This window comes from Hymenobacter sp. 5317J-9, from assembly GCF_022921075.1.
In the GTDB taxonomy this organism is placed as follows: domain Bacteria; phylum Bacteroidota; class Bacteroidia; order Cytophagales; family Hymenobacteraceae; genus Hymenobacter.
On record NZ_CP095050.1, the window covers coordinates 3,733,268 to 3,751,884 of the forward strand.

Here is an 18,617-nt window from a genome sequence, read left to right on the forward strand (position 1 = left end):
AGTCAATAGTTAATTCCGCCCTGCACTCTCAAAAAAGAATAGTTCATCCACCGTGCATCCTACTGCGGGGCGGGCAAATAGGTCTTTTTCAGCTGCGCATATTGCGTTTTGTGCGCTTTCACTTTATTCAATTCCACCAGGAAGGTTTCTTCCTCCAGCTTGATGTCTTCCTTTCTCAATTGGCGGGTTTGGTAGGCCTGTTCAAACTGTTGCATGGCTTTGTCGAACTGTCCGGCTTTGGCATATGCGCAGCCCAGGCCATATAGCGCCAGCGGGTGGTTAGGCTTGGCGGTGAGGGTGCGTTTGAAATTGTCGATGGCCGCCGCGTCGTGGTTCAGATGCAGGTTCAGCAGGCCAAAATCGGTATAAAACGAGCTGTCCGTTTTTTCCACCGACTTTTCATATTCGGTAAAGTCCTTAAAGGCAGGCTCCAACATCCGGCTTTTGAAATAGCTGAGGCCGCGCAAATACCGGCTTTGCTTTATCACCGGCAACGTATCCAGCTTAATGGCCGCATTGAAATTTGCAATGGCCTGCTCGTATTTATCGGCCTGCAGCGAAGCACTGCCGTTGGCATAATAATACCGGAAGTCAGGTGCGTATTTAATGGCTTCCGAATACGCCTTCAGCGCCTTGGGCAGGTCGTGTACCGCCTGGTAAGACAGGCCCTGGTAATACAACGCTTCCGAATTTTTCGGATTCACTTCCAACGCTTTGTCGCCCAGCAGCACGGCTTTGGTATAATCGTTTTTCAAATACCAGGCCTTGCCCATCAACTGATAAGCCTGCGATAAATCGTTGCTTATCGTCAGCGCCATTTCTTTCTGGCTGTCTTTTTTGGCGGCCTGCAACTTGTTTTGCAGCAGCGTAGTGGCCCGCGAATAGTCAGCAATAGCCTTGGCATATTGCTTCGTGTCGAGATGGGTATTGCCGCGGCCCATGTAAGCCAGCACGCTGGTGGCGTCGCTCTTGATGGCGTCGGAATAGCTGTCGAGCGCCGCGGTGTATTCTGCTATTTTCTGATACGCCAGCCCTTTCTTGTACTGCGCGTCCGAATACGTCGGGGTGCAGGCAATAGCTTTCTGGTACAGTTCAATGGCCGTCTGATAGCTGCTTTTGGAAGCCGCGTTGCGCTTGCGGGCCTGCTCGTCGCCGGCGGCCAGCGCTATTTCGGCTTTGCCGTGCCAGGCCTTGGCGTTGCAGCGCCGCACGGCCAGGGCGTTGTCGTACAGGCTGTCGGCTTGGTCCGTTTTTTTCGCCTTGAAAGCCGCCAGCGCCGCCTCAAAATAGCCCGTGCTGATGGCCTCCACCTTTTTCAGCTGGTCGGGCTCCAGGCCAAGGGCTTCGGCAGCGCCAAAATCCTTGCCCGCAGCGGGCACGTCGCGCAGGCCGATGTAGTTCAGGCCCCGGTAGTAAAACGCTTTGCCGTTTTTCGGTTCCAGCTCAAGCACGGTATTGAAGCTCACCAGCGCCTCCGGGTGGCGCTGCAGGCGATACAGCAGCTCGGCCAGGTCGAAGTGCGCCGCTGCATTTTCCGGGCTCAGGGCAATGGCCTTCCCGTAGTCTTCCAGCGCACCCGAATAGTTTTTCAGCTGGTTCTTCCAGCCGCCTTTCACCAAAAAGTATTTCGGCTTTTCGGGCGCGTCGTCCAGCGCATTCGCCGTCAACACATCATAATCGGTGACGGCGCTCACGTAATCGTGCTTGTGCTTCACATAAAAAGTGGCACGGGCCAGGCGGGCGCTGGTGTAGTTGGGGTAATACTGCAGCGCCATGGTGTAGTTCTCCAGCGCACGGTCCAGCGAGCGGGTGTCGCCGGGCTGCTTTTCCGCCAGTTGCTGGTAGGCCTGTGCCTTGATGAAAAACAGCTCCGGAAAATCGTTCTTGGCCTTTTTGTTCTCCTTCAGAATATTATCGCAGGCATCAATGGCCCCCTGCAGGTCGTTGGCTTCGAGCTTGTTTTTCGGCAGCGCTATTTCATCCAGTTTTTTGGTGAGCTGGGCCATTTCCGCTTCCATGGCCGCGCGCGCTTCGGGCTTAATGGCAAGCGCCTGCTTATACAACCGCAACGCGTCGCCGTGGCGCCGCTCGCTCTTGGCCTGCTCGGCTTTGTTTTTCAGGCTTTCAAAGGTGTTTTCGGCAATGAGTCGCTTGGTGTCCAGTATTTTCTTGTCCAGTGCCGGCACCAGCGCACGCAGTTCCTTGGCTTTGCTGTAGAACTCCAGCGCGTCTTTGTATTGCTTGCTGGCCACGTAGTTGTTGCCCTGCGTCACGTACTCATCGTAGGCAATTTGCTTGCGCTTTTCTTCCTGCTGTTTGCCCAGCACGAAATCGTCTTTCTCCCGCACAAAGTCTTCCTGCGTCACCAACGCCGATTCAGCCGATGCATCGGTGGTAATGGGAAGTTCGTTATCGGTTAGTTCAATGGGCTGCGCCGGGTTGTGGAAGCTCAGCCCCACAATCAGGGCCTGCCACTTGTTGCCGCCCAGGCTGTTGAGGCGTACGAGGGCTTCGCGCTGCCGCGTTGGGTAAGGCGTGCCGCTGGCTTTTTCTTTGCTGGCAAACGCTTCGTCGAAACGCACCTTCACGTACAGGTAATCCTTTTTCTTGATTTTAGAAATCACCAGGTTCGTAAAAGCAACGCTGGCATCCGCCGTTTTTTCGTACTGCACGTCAAGGGCGTCGAGGTACTTTTCAACCGGCAGGTCCTTGGTTTTGCCCAAGCCGGAGGCGGGGTTCACGTCGTCTTCCACGATGACGTCTTTGCTCAGAAAAATCTGGTTGCGCGAGGGCTTATAGCTGCTGCTGATTACCTCGGCCAGCTCGCTGGGCGCATTGTCGTTGAAGGTGACATAATTCAGCAGGTTCTGCAACTCCTCCACGGTCGACTGCGCCTGGTAAGTCATTTCCTTGGCGTCTTTCAACGACACCTTGTCCTGCGCCAGGGCCGGCCGCAGCGTCAGGAATAGTAACCCCAGCCCCCACGCCAGCCAGCGGGCGGGTGAGATATAAAAAGCAACGGAATGCATGTGCTGTTACGAATAATTTACGTCAGGAAAGCTTCACCAATTTGCTGATTAGCCAGCCCGAATTGAGCGACTGGCGGTGAAATTGCTTCACCTCAATTTGCCAGCCTTTTATTTGGAGAAACGTGTAGCTAATGGACGTGGCGCGCACCACTTTCAGCTGGTTTTTCAGGCACGCGCCCACAAACCAATCGAGGCTGCGGCTGCGGTCGGGCGCATCGTCAACGAAATTCTCAATGTTCTCCGGCTTCTTGGTCACCAGGTCGATGTTCATGAAATCGATGGCGTGACTCATCGGGTTCAGCGAGGCTTTGGCGTCCGCCGGCTTGGGGCCGCGCACGCGGGGGCCCGCGTTAGCAGCGGCCGGCGCGCTCGCCTGCCCCGGCAAGCTTACATCAGCAATTACCCATTTAGAGCTACCGTCGGGCAGCGTGGCTATTTTGAGTTTTAGCAACGCTTTTTCGGGCTTGCCGTGGTTGGTCACCAAGCACTGCACGTTGGCGTACCAATTGCTGCTATCTAAATCAAGATATTGTGGTTTCTCCGCATTATTAACTTGCTTAATGAAAGCCGTTATTTCGTTGTAATTCCAATTTGTACCCTTGGCGTTAAACAGGCTTTTCAGCATGCGCTCGCGGGTGAGCGCGGACGTGGACTCGTTCTTCTTCAGGTATTCCCGAATGAAAGAAAATTCGTCGTTGTTGAAGCGTTCAATAAATTCGTCAACCTGCTTCACCTCCCATGCGAAGGCCACACCGAATTCCTTCTCATAGCTCTGCCCGAACCCCAGCATCGGCCAAAGCAGCATGACTGCCAACAGCCAGGTTTTGTAACTCATCATGGAAGTCTACCAGTAAGATGCGCTTGGAATGCGTGCCACCATCTGCCCCGTGCAGCCGGGCAGCGTGCACTAGACAAGGCTATATTTTCTTGGTTTCCACCACGCCTACGTCGTCCAGAAAAACGTCCCAGGCCGCTACATACTCGCCATCAACCGCTTTTTCGTATGGTTTTAGCACTACGGTCACGTTGCGCTTGGTCACGTCGCCATACACCACTTTGTCGTCGACAAACCCCCGGAACGTTTGCACAAAAGTGACCACGCCGTAGTAATTGCCATCGGCGCCTTTTTTGAATTTAGAAGCGTAATTGACGTTGGCGTATTCAATTTGCACTTTGTCGAATTGCCCACTCCGTAGCATCAGCCGGTTTAGGTATTCGCGAATCTTGTATTTGTTGCGAACGTCAGTGTTCACGTTCGAGACTTCCACCCGCGAATCGTCGTTCAGGAAGAGCGCGCAGGCCAGGTTAATGCCTTTTTTGGCAGCTTCCTTATTGGTATTCACCGTGACTATCATTTTCATGTAGCCGGTGAATTCCTCTGTTTTTTCCAGCGCTTTGCGGTTAAACAGCTTCATGTCCATTGGCGCTGCTACCGCGCCCCCGGTTGCCGTTGCACCGACTTCGCTGCCGCTGGCACGCATCGACGCGCCGGCGAGCGGGGCTCCGGCATCGGCGGCGGGCGCGGCCTTGGCCGCTGGTGGCAACGCGCTGCTTATTTTACCCATGCTGGCCAACAAAATGGGCGCGGCCTGCTCGGCGCTGCCAAAGACCTGGTGGCTGCCGTCGCGCCGAATCAGAAACGCCAGCGACGACTTCGCCACCTTCGATTCCGCGCCCTTGTTATTGCAGAGGATATCCGCGTCGGTTTCGCTGGCAATAATGGTGGAGGTAACTGCGCCTTTGGTATCGACGAGGGCGTCGAGAAAGCGCGTTTTGGGGTCACCAGCCAGGAATGCATCCCGCTCCTTTTCCGTGAAGGGCTTCTCCTTGGAAAAGACCAGGTAGTCGCCCGCTGCATTGAACACAAACGACACCTTATCGGGCGTGCGGCTATACGTCGGGCCGGTCGGATTAGCCATGTTCTTAAACTTGACCTTTTCGGCCGTTATCTCGGTTACTTTCCCCGGTAGCTTGGTGCCATCGGTGAGGTAAATCAGGTCCTGCGCGGCTAGTTTCGTGCTGATGGTGACGAGCAGCAGTAGGTATAGGTGTTTCATCGGGAAGCGTTGACGACTTAGAACAAAATGGGAAGAGACCGGCCTGTTTTCGGTCACGTGTTTTTCAGCATAAATGCCGCCTATAATTTGATTTCTAACACCTGGTTATCCTCCCGCCACAGCACATAGAGGCTTTTCCGGTACCGGCGCAATTTCCCGTGGATGGTGTAAGCAACAATTTCGGCGTCGTCGACCATTTCGGGCGATAAATAATGCAGGATACCTTTCTCTGTCGAAACGAACAGGGTACCGTCGGGGCTAACCGCCAGCCCGTCCAACTCCGCATCCATTTTAATTATTTCTTTGGGCGCGTGGGTAACGCCCAGCGTGATTACGGAGCGGCTCGTGGCCACCACCACGTTGTCCTCGTTTATCGGGGCAATGTCGCGGATGACCTGCTTCATTTTGTACACCAGCTTCAACTGAGTGCCGTCGTGGCGCCAGATGCACCAAGATTCGCCCTGTTGGCCCCAAACCCAGATGGCTTTTGGCGAAACGACCTTCAGACTGTAAATCCCCACCGGCATTTCCAGCACCTTGACATAGGGGCTCTGCTCGTTATCGGTCAGTTTGAGCAGTACGCTTTGGGTTTTGTTGGTTGTGAAAAAGTAAAAGCTCATGTCGGCCTCGCAGTAGTCGATTGCGAACGTGAGGTTTTGCTTGGATGGCGCCAGGAACCACTTATTCCAGCCGGCCATGTATACCCCCCGCCGGCAGGCACCAGGGGTACCCCCGGATACATAACGGCAAAATTGGGGATGTTTTTTACGGCCGGATACGGGTTCTGCTCATAGCCTTTCTTCGACACCACAAGCCTTTCAACGTCCGGGTTTTGTGCCTTGCCCGGCAATACAAGCAAACCGGCCACGCACCACGCGCCAACGGCATTGCGCACATAGCGCAGTAAATTCATCACGGCGCTCATTATTTGAATGTGAAGAAGCCAGCTAAATCTTTAACCAGCGCCTTGCTGGGCCCGGGCAAATAATACCGCGGAACGCCCACCCAATAGCGCTTGGGGGTTTTGTCCCAGAACTCCTTTTGCATCTGTTCGACCTCCTCGCTGCTTGCGCCGCTAACGATGGCGTTTAATTGCTTGAAAACGCTGCTCGACGCTTCGGAAAAAGCATTTGGCAAAGAGATTGGCTCATACTTTTCGTACTCGTCAACAGCCTCCTGATACTTACGGTCCAATTCCTTTATAGTCGGGCCGCTCGATTGCACGAATTTGTTTTTCAAATAATGGATGGCATCGGACTTAATCTCGCTTTTTATGTCCACGTTGGGCGCATACTCTCCGTCGTCGTCGTCGTCCTGGTCAAATAGCTGGTTGAGTTTTTTCTCGGCGTAATCCGTGGTGACTTTGTTGAAGTAAGAGTCGCGTTTTTCCCGGATGTAGTCGGCCGCTTGCGACAGATACCCGCCACTACCGTCGCCCATGGCCTGCCGGCGCAGGGTGCCACTGTTGGTGCCATCCACGGTGTTGCGGGCGTTGCGGCGGCTGTCGTCGCTGTATTGGTTAATGCCGTTGAGGTTGCCGTTGCGGCGGGCTTCTTCCAGCTTGGCTTGGGTGATGGCGTTGTTATCGCGCATCTGCTCTTCAAAGCGCAGGTAATTGGCGGCTAGTTGAGCCTGGCGCAGGCGTTCGGCTTCCTCGCGGCGGCGCTGCTCTTCTAGGCGGGCCTGGCGTTCTTCTTCCTCTTTTTGCTTTTGCGCCGCCAGTGCCTTTTGCTGCTCGTCGGCGGCGTGCTGGGCGCGCGCGTCTGCGTCGCGCTGGGCGTCCTGCTGGGCTCGGTCCTGGGCCGATTTATACGCTTTCTGGTAGTCCATCGACACCCGCTCACAGTCCAGCCGCTTGGAGTCGACGTCCACTTCCAGGTTGTGAATCTTGTCCTGGAATTCGTTCTGGTTTTGGGCAATTTCGGCCTGGGTGGCCGCTACCCGCTCGCCCTTTACCCGGCCTAAGTGGGCTTCAAAGTTTTCGCCCCCTTTTTCAATGGTTGTTTTGCTGTGCTTGCATTTGCTGCAGAAATAGCCCTGCTGCAGCTCGCGCAAAGCGGTTTGCTTTTCGGCGCGCAGGGCGTCGAGCTTGCCAGCCAACCGCTGGCGCTCGGCGTCGCAGTTGTTGAACCGTTGCTGATACTCGGCGCGGTCGGGCCCTTGGGCCTGGGCCGGGCGGGTAGCCGCGCAACAGAAGCCAAACGCAATGAGGGTAGCGAGTTTTTTCATAGCTGCTAGTTAGCCGCGAGTTGGGTGGCTTGCGCTTTCAGGTTCGAGATGTCGTTTTTCAGCCGCACGTTTTGCGACTTGTACTTCTCCGACTTGTCTTCTTTGGCCGAGGAGGCCGCGCTGCCGAAAATGCTGAGCACGGCGCCCACCGCGGCCGCCGCCTCGCTGTTGTCGACCACGGCGTCGTTCATGATTTTCTCGCCGCCGGCCGACAGGTTCTGCATGTCGCCCGAGCCCTGAATGAGGCGCTCAATCTCAGCCGTGTTGCGCTCGAAAATCTTCTCCAGATTCTCGGCAATCTCGTTGCAAATGATGCTGGCACGGGCCGAAGCTTTCTTCTGCGCCTGCCGGGCCACGGCATCGCGCGGGTTGACGCGGGTGATGGCCAGGTAAGATTGGAAGGCCTTGTTGTTGGCCGAGGTGTTGAGGTAGTCGTCGTAGTCGGTGTAGCGCTTGCGCTTGTAGGGCGAGGTATAGGGCTTCACGTTGTCGACGTCGTCGTAGATTTCGGCGATGCTGAGCAGGCAGGCCACCGATTTGCCGGTGCCTTCCAGTTGCGGGTTGGCGGTTACCACCTGGTAAGCTTTCAGGGCCAGGCCGTAGTCTTTCGAAGTATTGAAGAAGTCGCCCAGTTCCACGTAGGCGCCCGGATTGCCTTGGTCGCAAGCCGCAAACAACCGCTTAAATCCCGCCAGCTTATTGGCCGGCAAAGGCGCGCTGGTGAAGTTCAGACCAAAGTCGCCGTCGTAGTACTCAATCTGGGCCGCGGGCAGCGAGCGGCGCAAGGCGAGCAACGAATTGCCTTCAACCGGCGAGTCGGTGAGGTTGAGGTTTTCTAGGGAGTTGAGTTCGGCTACCGACTTCGACACCTGCGTGATTTTGTTGTTGCTCAGGTCGAGTACTTTCAGGCGGGGCAGGGTGAAGAGTTCCTCCGGGAGCGTGCTGAGCCGGCAATTGCTCAGGTACAGGTTTTCGAGGCGGCGGAGCTTGGCAATTTCGCTGGGCAGGGTTTTGATGTCGGCCCCGGACAGGTCCAGGGTACGCAGGCGCTGGCAGCTCAGTACCGCCGCCGGAAACTGTTGGATTTTGCTGTAGGCCGAAGAGTTGTTGATGCGCAGCTCGCTGAGCAGCTTGAGGCGGCCAAAATCGGCGGGGAAGGTGGCGAAGGTGCCTGGCAGCACCAGCACTTTGAGGTGCGACAGCTTCGACACCGAATCGGGCAGGGAAGTGAGCTGTGTCTGGTTCAGGTCCACTTCCTCAATGGCCGAAAGCTGGTAGAACTGCGGCGTAATCTTCTTGAGCGGGTTGCTGTTCAGCTTCAGCGACTTCAGGGTTTTGAACCCGACCGTTTCCTTGTCTAGCGACTTGATGTTGTTGTTCGACAGGCTCAACTCCGTGAGCGAAGGCAGGTCTTTGAGCTCGACGGGCAGGCTGCTCAGGCGGTTGCTCTCGAAATTGATGGACTGCAGGTACGACTTGCTCAGGTCGGTTTTCTTGTCCCAGGTGATGCCGCTAATCTGGTTGTTGTTCAGCTTGAGCTCCTGCAGGTTGGCCAGCCCAAACACCGACGAGCTAATCCGCGTCAGGTGGTTGCTTTTGGCCGAGATGAACACGATGTTGGATTTCTTGAGCTTTTCCAGCTGGTCGCTGTCGAAGCTCAGGCTCTGCAGGCCGGTTTCGTCGAGCCACACGTACTGCAGGTTGGGCAGGTCGAGCAGTTCCATCGGGAACTTGCGCAGGTTGTTCTTGCTCAAATTAATGCCCACCAGGTTTTTGAAGTTCTTCACCTCGGCCGGCAGGGCCTTCAGGTTGTTGCTGCGCAGGTCCAGGTACTCCACGCTCATCGGCTCATAAGCCGCCTTTTGCAGGTTGTTGAAAGCCGGCCTCTTAAACAACTCCTCCAGCGGGATGACGGCCAGGCTTTGGGGCGCCAGCGGAGCAGCCGCGGGAGCGGCGTCGGCCACAGGCTTCTTTTCTGCCGGCTCTTTCTTGGGCGCGGCTTTGGCAATTTTCTCTTTCTCGGGCTTGGGCTCCTTTACTTTTTCCGGCTTGGCTTCCGCCACTTTCACGGGCTTGGACTCGGTCACCTTGGCCGGTTTGGGGGCGGGCTCCTCCGCGGGCTCTTCTTTGGCCAGCGCCTTTTTGCTCACGGTGTAGGTTTCCTCGTATCCATTGGCATACAGCACCTTAAACACCTTCTCCAATGCCAGGGCTTCGCGCTTGCCGGGGTCGGCGGCGTCGACGGGAGTGTAGTAGATGTTGAGCTCATCGACCTCCTGAATCCGGGCTTTGATTTCCTTGCCGTTGTCGAGCTTGATAACGTCGGGGTTGAGCGCCGCGCTGGCTTTTTGCGAGGCGGCCGCCAGCGCTTGGGCGGCCGCCTTCTCCTTGAGGGCAGCCGGCGCATTGTAGGCTTCCTCGAAGCCGTTGGCGTAGCGGATGCCGATGAGGCGGTCGGTGGCAATTTTGTCGACCGTTTTGGAATTCAGCAGGCTGTAGGTCACGCTTGTTTCGTCCACTTCCAGCACCTTGGCCTTCAGCTCGCTGCCCGACACCGTGTAGATGACGTCGAAAGCCAGGGCGCTGGTCACCGTGCGCCCGCTCGAGAGCGTGGTGCTTTCAAACAGCTCCACATACCCGTTGGCGTACTTGATTTTGGTAACCTCCTTCACGCTCAGCTTGCGCCGCATGCTGCCCTTGGTTGTGGGCACGTTGAAGTAGAGCACCTCGTCGTCGTTCACTTCATCCACGGAGCTGACGATGGAATCGCCGGCGGCTTTGTAGATGATGTCTTGGGCCCGCAACGGCTGTGCGCCCACCAGAAGCAGGCCCGACACTACACAGAGCGCCGTCCATTTTTTCTGAAAAAGGCAGTGGGTAAATTTTTTTTCCATTTAGCGACGAAAGAGTGGCCGGCAGTCAAAGAATTATATAGGCCAATATACTAAATTATATGTCATGTATTGACTAGCTGAAGAGCAGGCAAACGCTCATCAATTTCAATTGGGCCCTTTTATCCCATTAGCAAAGTAAGCACACTGGCATGGAATATTCAACATTCTTCACCCAGTACTACCATGTCATTTAGCTTGCAACATTGACTGCACAAGCGCAACATTCTTGTGATTTAAATTTTGCTCAACAGGCACTTAACTACGATAATATCACGCAAATTTGAGTGAATTTTTGACCAAAAACGCGAGAATATATTATTATTCAGCAACATTATCAGTTAACATTATTTAGATTGAATAATACCATACTCCCTCATATCGTTGTGCCCGGCATATGCATATCTCACTTTTGAGTTCATGAATCGCCAGGTTGCCCTCACTTTGCTGTTGCTCCTTGTGCTGCGTGCCGAGGCAGAGCGCCTTCCCTATCTCAGCCTTGCAGATGCTGCCGCGCAACGCACGGTAGCCGTATCGGCGTGGGCCCAAGGCCTGGGTCCCGACAACCTGCTCTGCACCCTCACCAACCTGACCGACCAGCCCCTGGGGGTGCGCGTGCCGCCCGGCCTGCACTTCGCCGCCGGCAACCCGGACCTGCAGGACCTCCTCACGTTTCAGGAAAAAATGCTGGTGCTGGCGCCGCACGCCCGCAGCACCGTGCGCCTGTGGGGCTTCTGCATGGAGCAACACGACCACGCACCCTCCGGCAACGCGGCGTATGCCTTGCGCGGCGCGGCGGGCCGGGACCTGCAGCCGCTCGGCGACTCGCTCCAGAAATACCCGGGCCTGGCCAGCTACTACGGCCAAATGTTTGTGTGGTCGGTAACGGACCACGAGGAGCTGCGCGACATCAGCGTGGAGCCAGCTTTGGTGCGCGGCGCCACCAACATCATGCGCTACCTGAGCCGGGTGACGGGCCGGGCGGCGGGCCGCGTCAAAAGCTCGCTCGACCACCGGCCCTCGGTGCGCACGTTCACGAAGCGGGTGTTCGTGACCTACCACAGCCCGGTGAGCCAGGTCACCTCGCTCAAGGTGTTCGGGGCCGACGGGTGCGAGCGCTACACCGTGGCCCCGCGCTGGGTGCTGGCGCCGGGGGTGATGCGCTACGCCATCGGCCTGAACGCCATCGTGGGCATTGATGAGCAGCCCAGCTTCTTGGTGCGGCTGCTGGACCAGCACGGCCAGGTGCTGCAGGAAACCCAGGTGACCGACGCCACGCCGGAAATAGACGTGGCGCCCACCAGGCAGGCTTTTGCTTTCACCTTCAGCCTCGACAAGCCCGTGCGAAATGCTTACCTGCGCATGCGCCTGCCCGACGGCACACTGGTGGAAGAGCTCAAAAAGCTGCCGTTTTTGCCTGCGGGCAACCACCAGTACAACTGGACGTTTTTCCACGTGCGGCCGGCGGGCACGCCCTTCGTGGCCCGCCTCGAAACCGCCGATGGCGCCCTGCTGCGCGAGCAGGCTTTGCCCGCAGTAACGCCTCCTCCGGCACGGTAGCGGGGCAGCCGTCACGCTTGGTACCGTGGCAGAATACGCCGAGACGAAGCAGGCCACCAGGCCGTGGCCACCAGCTGCGCACGAACTCTTCAAAGCATTCCGGCGCTGTCTGGGCCTCGAAATAGCTGGCCAAAGCGCCGGCCATCCTATGCTAAGATGCTACAGAAAGTTGCCAAAGTGTGGGACACGCGGCTGACCGTAAACTCTACATTTGTAAAGAGCCGGCCTGCTTTTTTCATTCCTATTATTCAATTGACAATAAATAGCTTGCGCCGGCGCCACCTGATTTAATCATCCACTTACGAGTGGTTTGGCGAGCCTCAGGCTGCCAGGCCATGGTAAGGCACGGCGCAATGAGAAGTAGCGGTTTTGTACGTTTTAATCTTTGCTTCTGGGCCGCGCTGCTGTGCTGTGCCGGCGCCTCCGGGAAGCATCCGATGGCGGCCCCAGCCCTGCGCGTGCTCAACCTGACGTGCGAGTACCAGCGCCACCCGCTGGGCGTGCAAACCCGCGCACCGGCATTGAGCTGGGAGCTACGCTCAGACCGCCGCAACGTGCGGCAAACCGCCTACCGCATTCTGGTTTCGGACGACCCGAAGCAGCTCAGTCAAAACGTTGGCCGCCTGTGGGATTCCGGCAAAACGACCTCCGATGCGTCCATTCAGGTAAGCTACGCCGGCCAGGCTTTGCGCCCAGCCAGAACCTATTTCTGGAAGGTAAAAACCTGGGATAACCAGGGCGGCGCGTCGGAGTGGTCGGCGGCAAGCGCGTGGCAAATGGGCCTGCTGGCACCACAGGACTGGAAGGGCGCCGCCTGGATAGCCTACGACCAGCTGCCCGCCGACCGCGTGAACGTACTGCCCGTGGACGGGGCCAAGGACACCTACCGCGACAACAATACCTTGCCCCTGCTGCGCAAAGCCTTCACCGCCCACCAGCAGCCGGCCCGAGCCACGCTCTTCATCAGCGGGTTGGGCCAGTTTGAAGCGGCGTTAAATGGGCAGAAAGTTGGCAACCACTTCCTTGACCCCGGCTGGACGAAGTACGACCAGCTGGCCCAGTACGTGACATTTGATGTAACGAATCTGGTCAAAAGCGGGCCCAATGCGCTGGGCGTCATGCTTGGCAATGGCTTCTACTACGTGCCGGCAGTGAAGGAGCGCTACCGGAAATTAAAGTCGGCTTTTGGGCACCCGAAGCTGATTTGCCGGCTAGCCCTGACGTACGCCGACGGCTCGCACGAAGATGTGGTGAGCGACTTGTCGTGGCGCACCGCCGCTAGCCCCATTACTTTCAGCAGCATTTACGGCGGCGAGGACTACAACGCGGGCCTGGAGCAGAGCGGCTGGGCCACGGCCGGTTTCAATGACCGGAAATGGCGGCCTGTGGTGGCCGTGAGTGGCCCGCCCGCGCTGGTAGCCCAGCAGCAGGAGCCGCTGAAGGTATTCGACACCTTCGCGCCCAAAAGCACGACGGCAGCCCAGCCGGGCAAGTGGGTGTACGATTTCGGCCAGAACGCCTCGGGCATCATCGAGTTGCAGGTAAAAGGCCAGCGCGGCGACACCGTTCGCATCACGCCAGCCGAACTGCTAAGCACTGACCACACCGTAACCCAGAAAAACACCGGGCGCGGCTTTTACTTCACCTATGTGCTGAAAGGCAGCGGCGTAGAAACCTGGCGGCCGCGCTTCACCTACTACGGCTTCCGCTATGCGCAGGTGGAAGGCGGCGTGCCCCGCGGCGAAGCCAATCCCAAAGGCCGGCCCGAAATTCTGAATCTGACGGCGCTGCACACCCGCAACGCGGCGGCCAGCGCCGGCTCGTTTTCGTGCTCCAACGACTTGCTCAACCGCACGAATACGCTGATTGACTGGGCCATCAAAAGCAACCTGGCCAGCGTGATGACCGACTGCCCGCACCGCGAAAAGCTGGGCTGGCTGGAACAAACGCACCTGATGGGCGGCTCGCTGCGCTACGGCTACGACATAGCCACGCTCTGCCGCAAGACCCTGGCCGACATGCGCGCCTCGCAAACGGCCGAGGGGTTGGTGCCGGAAATCGCGCCGGAGTTTGTGAAGTTTGAGTGGGGCGGCGACATGTTTCGCGACTCGCCGGAGTGGGGCAGCGCCACCATCATCCTGCCCTGGTACGTGTACCAGTGGTACGGCGACCGGCAGGTGCTGGCCGAGAACTACGCTATGATGCAGCGCTATGTGGCCTACCTCGGCACGAAGGCGAACGGGCACATTCTCAGTCAGGGCCTGGGCGATTGGTACGACCTCGGCCCCAAGCCGCCGGGCGTGTCGCAGCTCACGCCAATGGGCGTAACCGGCACGGCTACCTATTATTACGACCTCACCATCCTCGCCCAAATTGCCCATCTGCTGGGCAAAACCGATGAGGCGAAGACTTACGAGCAGCTGGGCGCCGAAGTAAAAACTGCCTTCAACGCGAAGTTCTTCAACCCCCAGACCAGGCAGTACGCCACCGGCAGCCAAACCGCCAACGCCATGGCCGTGTACATGGGCCTGGTCGCGCCGGCCGACAAGGCCGCAGTAATCGAGAACATCGTGCAGGACCTGCGCACCCGCAACAACGCCCTGACGGCCGGCGACATCGGCTACCGCTACCTGCTGCGCGTGCTGGAAGACGCCGGCCGCTCCGACGTGATTTTTGCGATGAACAGCCGCACCGACGTGCCCGGCTACGGCTACCAGCTGGCCCACGGCGCCACGGCCCTCACCGAGTCGTGGGCCGCGCTGCCCACGGTGTCGAACAACCATTTGATGCTGGGGCATTTGACGGAGTGGTTTTACAGCGGCCTGGCGGGTATTCGGCCGGCTGACGGGTCGGTGGCCTTCAATAGAATTGACATCCGGCCCGAGCCGGTGGGCGATGTGACCAGTGCCAAAACCAGCCACCTGTCGCCCTACGGCCTCATTGCCACGGACTGGAAAAAATCTGCCACCAGCTTCGAACTGACGGTGACCATTCCCGCCAATACCACGGCCACCATTTACCTGCCGGCCCCTGCTTCGGCGCGCATCACCGAAGGCGGACAGCCGCTGGAGAAGCACCCGGAACTAGAATCGCTGGGCTTTGCGGAGGGGCGCGCACGCATCAAGGCCGGTTCGGGGACTTACCATTTTGAGGTTGGCTCAACCTTGTAATTGCATGAAAATTCAACTCGCTTCTCTCTTGCTGCTTAGCGGCCTTGGCCAACCGGCCTGGGCGCAAAAAGCGCTGCCAACCGCCGTGCCCGCCGCCGAGATGAAGAAGGTGTATGAGGAGGTAAAAACCCCCTATAAGTACGGTCTGGTACTCGTCACCGACGACAACAAGAAGAAGATGGACTGCCCCAGCGTATTCCGCAAAAACGGGCAATGGTGGATGACCTACATCATCTACGACGGGCGCGGCTACGAAACCTGGCTGGCCCAGAGCAAGGACCTGCTGAAGTGGGAAACCAAGGGCAAAATCCTGTCTTTCACCGACACTACCGATTGGGACACCAACCAGAAAGCTGGCTACGTGGCCCTGCAAGCCCCCAAGTGGGGCGGCAGCTACGAGTGGCAGCCCTACCAGGGCCGGTACTGGCTGTCGTACTTCGGCGGCAACTCGCGGGGGTATGAAAAGGGCCTGCTGTCCATCAGCCTGGCCTCGACGGACCAAGACCCCACCACCCTGCCCACCTGGCAGCGCCTGGCCAAACCCGTGCTGCGCCCCGACGACAAGGACGTGCGCTGGTGGGAAAACCACACCATCTACAAAAGCTCGGTGGTATGGGATAAAAGTCGGCTTACCGGCCATCCCTTTGTGATGTACTACAACGCCAACGGCGACAGCCTCAACGCCAAGCGCGGCGCCGAGCGCATTGGCATGGCCGTGAGCGACGACATGACGCACTGGACGCGCTACCTGCGCAACCCCGTGCTGAACCACCACACCGGCATCACCGGCGACGCTTACTTGCAGAAGATGGACAACGGCCTGTGGACGATGTTCTACTTCGGGGCCTTCTATCCCGGCGTGAAGGGCGCCGTGAACCGCTTCGCCTGCTCCTATGACCTCACCCATTGGACCGACTGGACCGGCGCGAATTTAATTGAGCCTTCCGAGCCATATGATGAGCTATTTGCCCACAAGTCCTTCGTGCTGAAATACAAAGGCGTGGTGTACCACTACTACTGCGCCGTGAACAAGCCCGACCAGCGCGGCATTGCGGTGGCCACGTCCAAGGATTTGGGCAAGAGTACGGTGGCCTTCATTGCGCCGCCGGTGAAGAAACCGAAAGAGAACAAAAAATAAGACGTCATGCAGAGCGCAGCGAAGCATCTCTACTGCGCAAGTAATTCAATCAAAACAACGAAGCGGTAGAGATGCTTCGGCTACGCTCAGCATGACGTCCTAAGAGAACCTGTTAATCCCACCCAATGCTTCGCCTACTCTTTTCTCTGCTGCTATTACTCAGCGCCCAAAGCATCTTTGGGGCGCAGCCGGGCACGCGGGTAGTGGCCAATTTCAACAAAGACTGGAAGTTCTACCTCGGCGACGAAGCCGGCGCGAAAGAGGCTGCCTTCGATGACGCTGCGTGGCGCAAGCTCACGCTACCGCACGACTGGAGCATCGAAGGCGAATTTGACGAAAAGAACCCCGCCAAACCCGAGGGCGGCGGCCTGCCCACCGGCATCGGCTGGTACCGCAAGACGTTTACGCTGCCGGCCACCACGGGGCGTAACGTGTTTATCGAGTTTGATGGGGTGTACAAACGCAGCGAAGTGTGGCTGAATGGGCATTCGCTGGGACAGCGACCGAATGGCTACATTTCCTTCCGCTACGAGCTGACACGCTATTTGCAGCCGGCGGGCAAAGAGAATGTGCTGGCCGTGCGGGTCGATAACTCGGCCCAGCCGGACTCGCGCTGGTACACCGGCTCGGGCATTTACCGCAACGTGCGGCTGGTGACCACCCACGCGGTGGCCGTGGACGAGTGGGGCACCTTCGTGACCACGCCCGCCGTGAGCGCGCAGGCCGCCACCGTGGCCGTGCAAACCCAGCTGCGCAACGCCACCGGCCAGCCCCGCTCCGTGAGCCTGCAAACGGTGCTGCTGGACCAAAGCGGCCGGGAAGTGGCCCGGCAGCTAACCCCGGGCGTGAAACTCAGCGGCACAGCGGCCACGGTTTCGCAGAAACTCACCCTGAAAAACCCGCACCGCTGGTCGGTGACGACGCCTTATCTGTACCGGGTGAAAACCACGGTGCTGGCCGGCCAGGTAATGGAGGACGAGTACGAAACGCCGCTGGGCATGCGTACCTGCGTGTTCGACGGCCAGCGCGGCTTTCTGCTAAACGGGCAGCCGCTGCGCATTCAGGGCGTGAACCAGCATCACGACCTGGGGGCGCTGGGGGCGGCGTTCAACGAGCGGGCGGCCGAGCGGCAGCTGCAGATGCTGCGCGCCATGGGCTGCAACGCCATTCGGATGTCGCACAACCCACCCGCGCCGCAGCTGCTGGATTTGTGCGACCGCATGGGCTTTCTGGTGCTAAATGAGGCGTTTGACATGTGGCAGAAAAAGAAGAACGGCCAGGACTACCACCTCGATTTTAAGGAATGGCATCGGCGCGATTTGGAAGACCAAATCCGGCGCGACCGCAACCACCCGAGCGTGTTTCTGTGGAGCATCGGCAACGAAATCCGCGAGCAATTCGACAGCACCGGCACGCGCCTGACCCGCGAGCTGACCGCCACCGTGAAGCGCCTAGACCCCACCCGGCCCGTCACCTCGGCTCTCACGGAGCAGGAGCCGGCCAAGAACTTCATCAGCCAAGCCGGCGTGTTCGACGTGCTGAGCTTCAACTACAAGCACGCCGACTACCCCAAGCTGCCCATCAGTTTCCCCGGCCAGCATTTCCTGGCTACTGAAATCGCGGCGGCCTACGAAACGCGCGGCCATTACGACCTGCCTTCCGACAGCCTGCGCATCTGGCCCAAGGACGGCAAAACCAAGCTCACCACCGGCAACGCCGACTTCACCGCTTCCAGCTACGACCACGCCGCGCCCTACTGGGGCGCCACCCACGAAGCCGCCTGGCGGGCCGTCCGCAACAGCCCGTTTATCAGCGGGGCCTTTGTGTGGAGCGGCTTCGACTACCTGGGCGAGCCCCTGCCCTACCCCTGGCCAGCGCGCAGCTCCTACTTCGGGGTTATCGACCTGGCCGGCTTCCCCAAAGACGCTTACTACCTCTACCAAAGCGAGTGGACCAGCAAGCCCGTGCTGCACCTGCTGCCGCACTGGAACTGGCGCCCCGGCCAAACCGTGGACGTGTGGGCCTACTACAGCCAGGCCGATGAAGTGGAACTTTTCCTGAACGGCAAGTCGCTGGGAATTAAAAAGAAAAACCCCGACGACCTGCACGTGATGTGGCGCGTGCCCTACGCCCCCGGCACCCTGCAAGCCATCTCGCGCCGCGCCAGCCAAACCGTGCTCACCAGCACCATCAAAACTGCCGGGCCGGCCGCCAAAATCGAGCTAACCGCTGACCGCAGCAAGCTGCGCGCCGATGCCAAAGACCTGTCCTTTATCACGGTGCGCGTGCTGGACGCAGCGGGCAATCTGGTGCCTGACGCGGCCAATTTGGTGAAGTTTTCGGTGAGCGGGCCGGGCTTTGTGGCGGGCGTGGATAACGGGTATCAGGCCAGCATGGAGTCGTTTAAAAAGCCGGAACGCAAGGCCTACAATGGGATGGCGCTGGCGATTATTCAGACCAAGGAGCAAGCAGGAGCCATTACCATTAAGGCCACGGCCGACGGGTTAACGCCGGCTTCCGTGACGCTCACCAGCAACTAATTC

Annotated in this window: 10 protein-coding genes; 4 read left to right on the forward strand and 6 right to left on the reverse strand. The window is 58.4% G+C overall.

Annotated elements, in window-relative coordinates; genetic code table 11:
- Positions 1 to 59 precede the first annotated feature (59 nt).
- The 6 genes from MUN81_RS15870 to MUN81_RS15895 all read right to left on the reverse strand — a co-directional run bounded on the left by MUN81_RS15870 (position 60) and on the right by MUN81_RS15895 (position 10,209).
- Positions 60 to 3,029 (reverse strand): tetratricopeptide repeat protein, encoded by a 2,970-nt coding sequence (locus MUN81_RS15870; RefSeq protein WP_245112027.1) that lies wholly within the window; start codon positions 3,027 to 3,029, stop codon positions 60 to 62.
- A 22-nt stretch (positions 3,030 to 3,051) separates the two neighbouring features.
- Entirely contained in the window at positions 3,052 to 3,867 is an 816-nt protein-coding gene (locus MUN81_RS15875) for a hypothetical protein (protein WP_245112028.1), read from the reverse strand.
- 79 nt (positions 3,868 to 3,946) lie between these two features.
- Positions 3,947 to 5,086, reverse strand: a complete 1,140-nt coding sequence (locus MUN81_RS15880; protein ID WP_245112041.1) for a hypothetical protein — start codon at positions 5,084 to 5,086, stop codon at positions 3,947 to 3,949.
- 80 nt (positions 5,087 to 5,166) lie between these two features.
- Positions 5,167 to 5,784 carry a hypothetical protein gene (locus MUN81_RS15885; protein WP_245112043.1) on the reverse strand — a complete coding sequence of 206 codons (618 nt, stop codon included), beginning with the start codon at positions 5,782 to 5,784 and terminating at the stop codon, positions 5,167 to 5,169.
- A 226-nt stretch (positions 5,785 to 6,010) separates the two neighbouring features.
- The gene (locus MUN81_RS15890; RefSeq protein WP_245112045.1) at positions 6,011 to 7,315 is read right to left on the reverse strand and encodes a hypothetical protein; all 1,305 of its coding nucleotides are present in this window, start codon (positions 7,313 to 7,315) and stop codon (positions 6,011 to 6,013) included.
- Between the two features lie 5 nt (positions 7,316 to 7,320).
- On the reverse strand, positions 7,321 to 10,209 hold the full coding sequence (locus tag MUN81_RS15895; RefSeq protein WP_245112046.1) for a hypothetical protein: 2,889 nt from the start codon (positions 10,207 to 10,209) through the stop codon (positions 7,321 to 7,323).
- Positions 10,210 to 10,626: 417 nt separating this feature from the next.
- Here MUN81_RS15895 and MUN81_RS15900 point away from each other — a divergent pair, with 417 nt between their 5' ends.
- The 4 genes from MUN81_RS15900 to galB all read left to right on the forward strand — a co-directional run bounded on the left by MUN81_RS15900 (position 10,627) and on the right by galB (position 18,614).
- Complete coding sequence (locus tag MUN81_RS15900) at positions 10,627 to 11,766, forward strand: hypothetical protein (protein ID WP_245112048.1); 1,140 nt, start codon at positions 10,627 to 10,629, stop codon at positions 11,764 to 11,766.
- A gap of 437 nt (positions 11,767 to 12,203) precedes the next feature.
- On the forward strand, positions 12,204 to 14,936 hold the full coding sequence (locus MUN81_RS15905) for a family 78 glycoside hydrolase catalytic domain (RefSeq protein ID WP_245112050.1): 2,733 nt from the start codon (positions 12,204 to 12,206) through the stop codon (positions 14,934 to 14,936).
- Between the two features lie 4 nt (positions 14,937 to 14,940).
- Positions 14,941 to 16,074: a glycosylase gene (locus MUN81_RS15910; protein ID WP_245112053.1), complete on the forward strand. Its 1,134-nt coding sequence runs from the start codon at positions 14,941 to 14,943 to the stop codon at positions 16,072 to 16,074.
- 125 nt (positions 16,075 to 16,199) lie between these two features.
- A complete protein-coding gene (gene galB / locus MUN81_RS15915; protein ID WP_245112054.1) occupies positions 16,200 to 18,614 on the forward strand; it encodes a beta-galactosidase GalB in 2,415 nt (804 codons plus the stop codon).
- Positions 18,615 to 18,617: the final 3 nt, after the last annotated feature.

Excerpts from the sequence above, each read along its gene's own strand:
- MUN81_RS15885 (WP_245112043.1), bottom strand. The coding sequence starts at position 5,784 with ATGGCCGGCTGGAATAAGTGGTTCCTGGCGCCATCCAAGCAAAACCTC.
- MUN81_RS15895 (WP_245112046.1), bottom strand. The coding sequence starts at position 10,209 with ATGGAAAAAAAATTTACCCACTGCCTTTTTCAGAAAAAATGGACGGCG.
- galB (WP_245112054.1), top strand. The coding sequence starts at position 16,200 with ATGCTTCGCCTACTCTTTTCTCTGCTGCTATTACTCAGCGCCCAAAGC.
- MUN81_RS15875 (WP_245112028.1), bottom strand. The coding sequence starts at position 3,867 with ATGATGAGTTACAAAACCTGGCTGTTGGCAGTCATGCTGCTTTGGCCG.
- MUN81_RS15880 (WP_245112041.1), bottom strand. The coding sequence starts at position 5,086 with ATGAAACACCTATACCTACTGCTGCTCGTCACCATCAGCACGAAACTA.
- MUN81_RS15900 (WP_245112048.1), top strand. The coding sequence starts at position 10,627 with ATGAATCGCCAGGTTGCCCTCACTTTGCTGTTGCTCCTTGTGCTGCGT.
- MUN81_RS15890 (WP_245112045.1), bottom strand. The coding sequence starts at position 7,315 with ATGAAAAAACTCGCTACCCTCATTGCGTTTGGCTTCTGTTGCGCGGCT.
- MUN81_RS15905 (WP_245112050.1), top strand. The coding sequence starts at position 12,204 with ATGGCGGCCCCAGCCCTGCGCGTGCTCAACCTGACGTGCGAGTACCAG.
- MUN81_RS15910 (WP_245112053.1), top strand. The coding sequence starts at position 14,941 with ATGAAAATTCAACTCGCTTCTCTCTTGCTGCTTAGCGGCCTTGGCCAA.
- MUN81_RS15870 (WP_245112027.1), bottom strand. The coding sequence starts at position 3,029 with ATGCATTCCGTTGCTTTTTATATCTCACCCGCCCGCTGGCTGGCGTGG.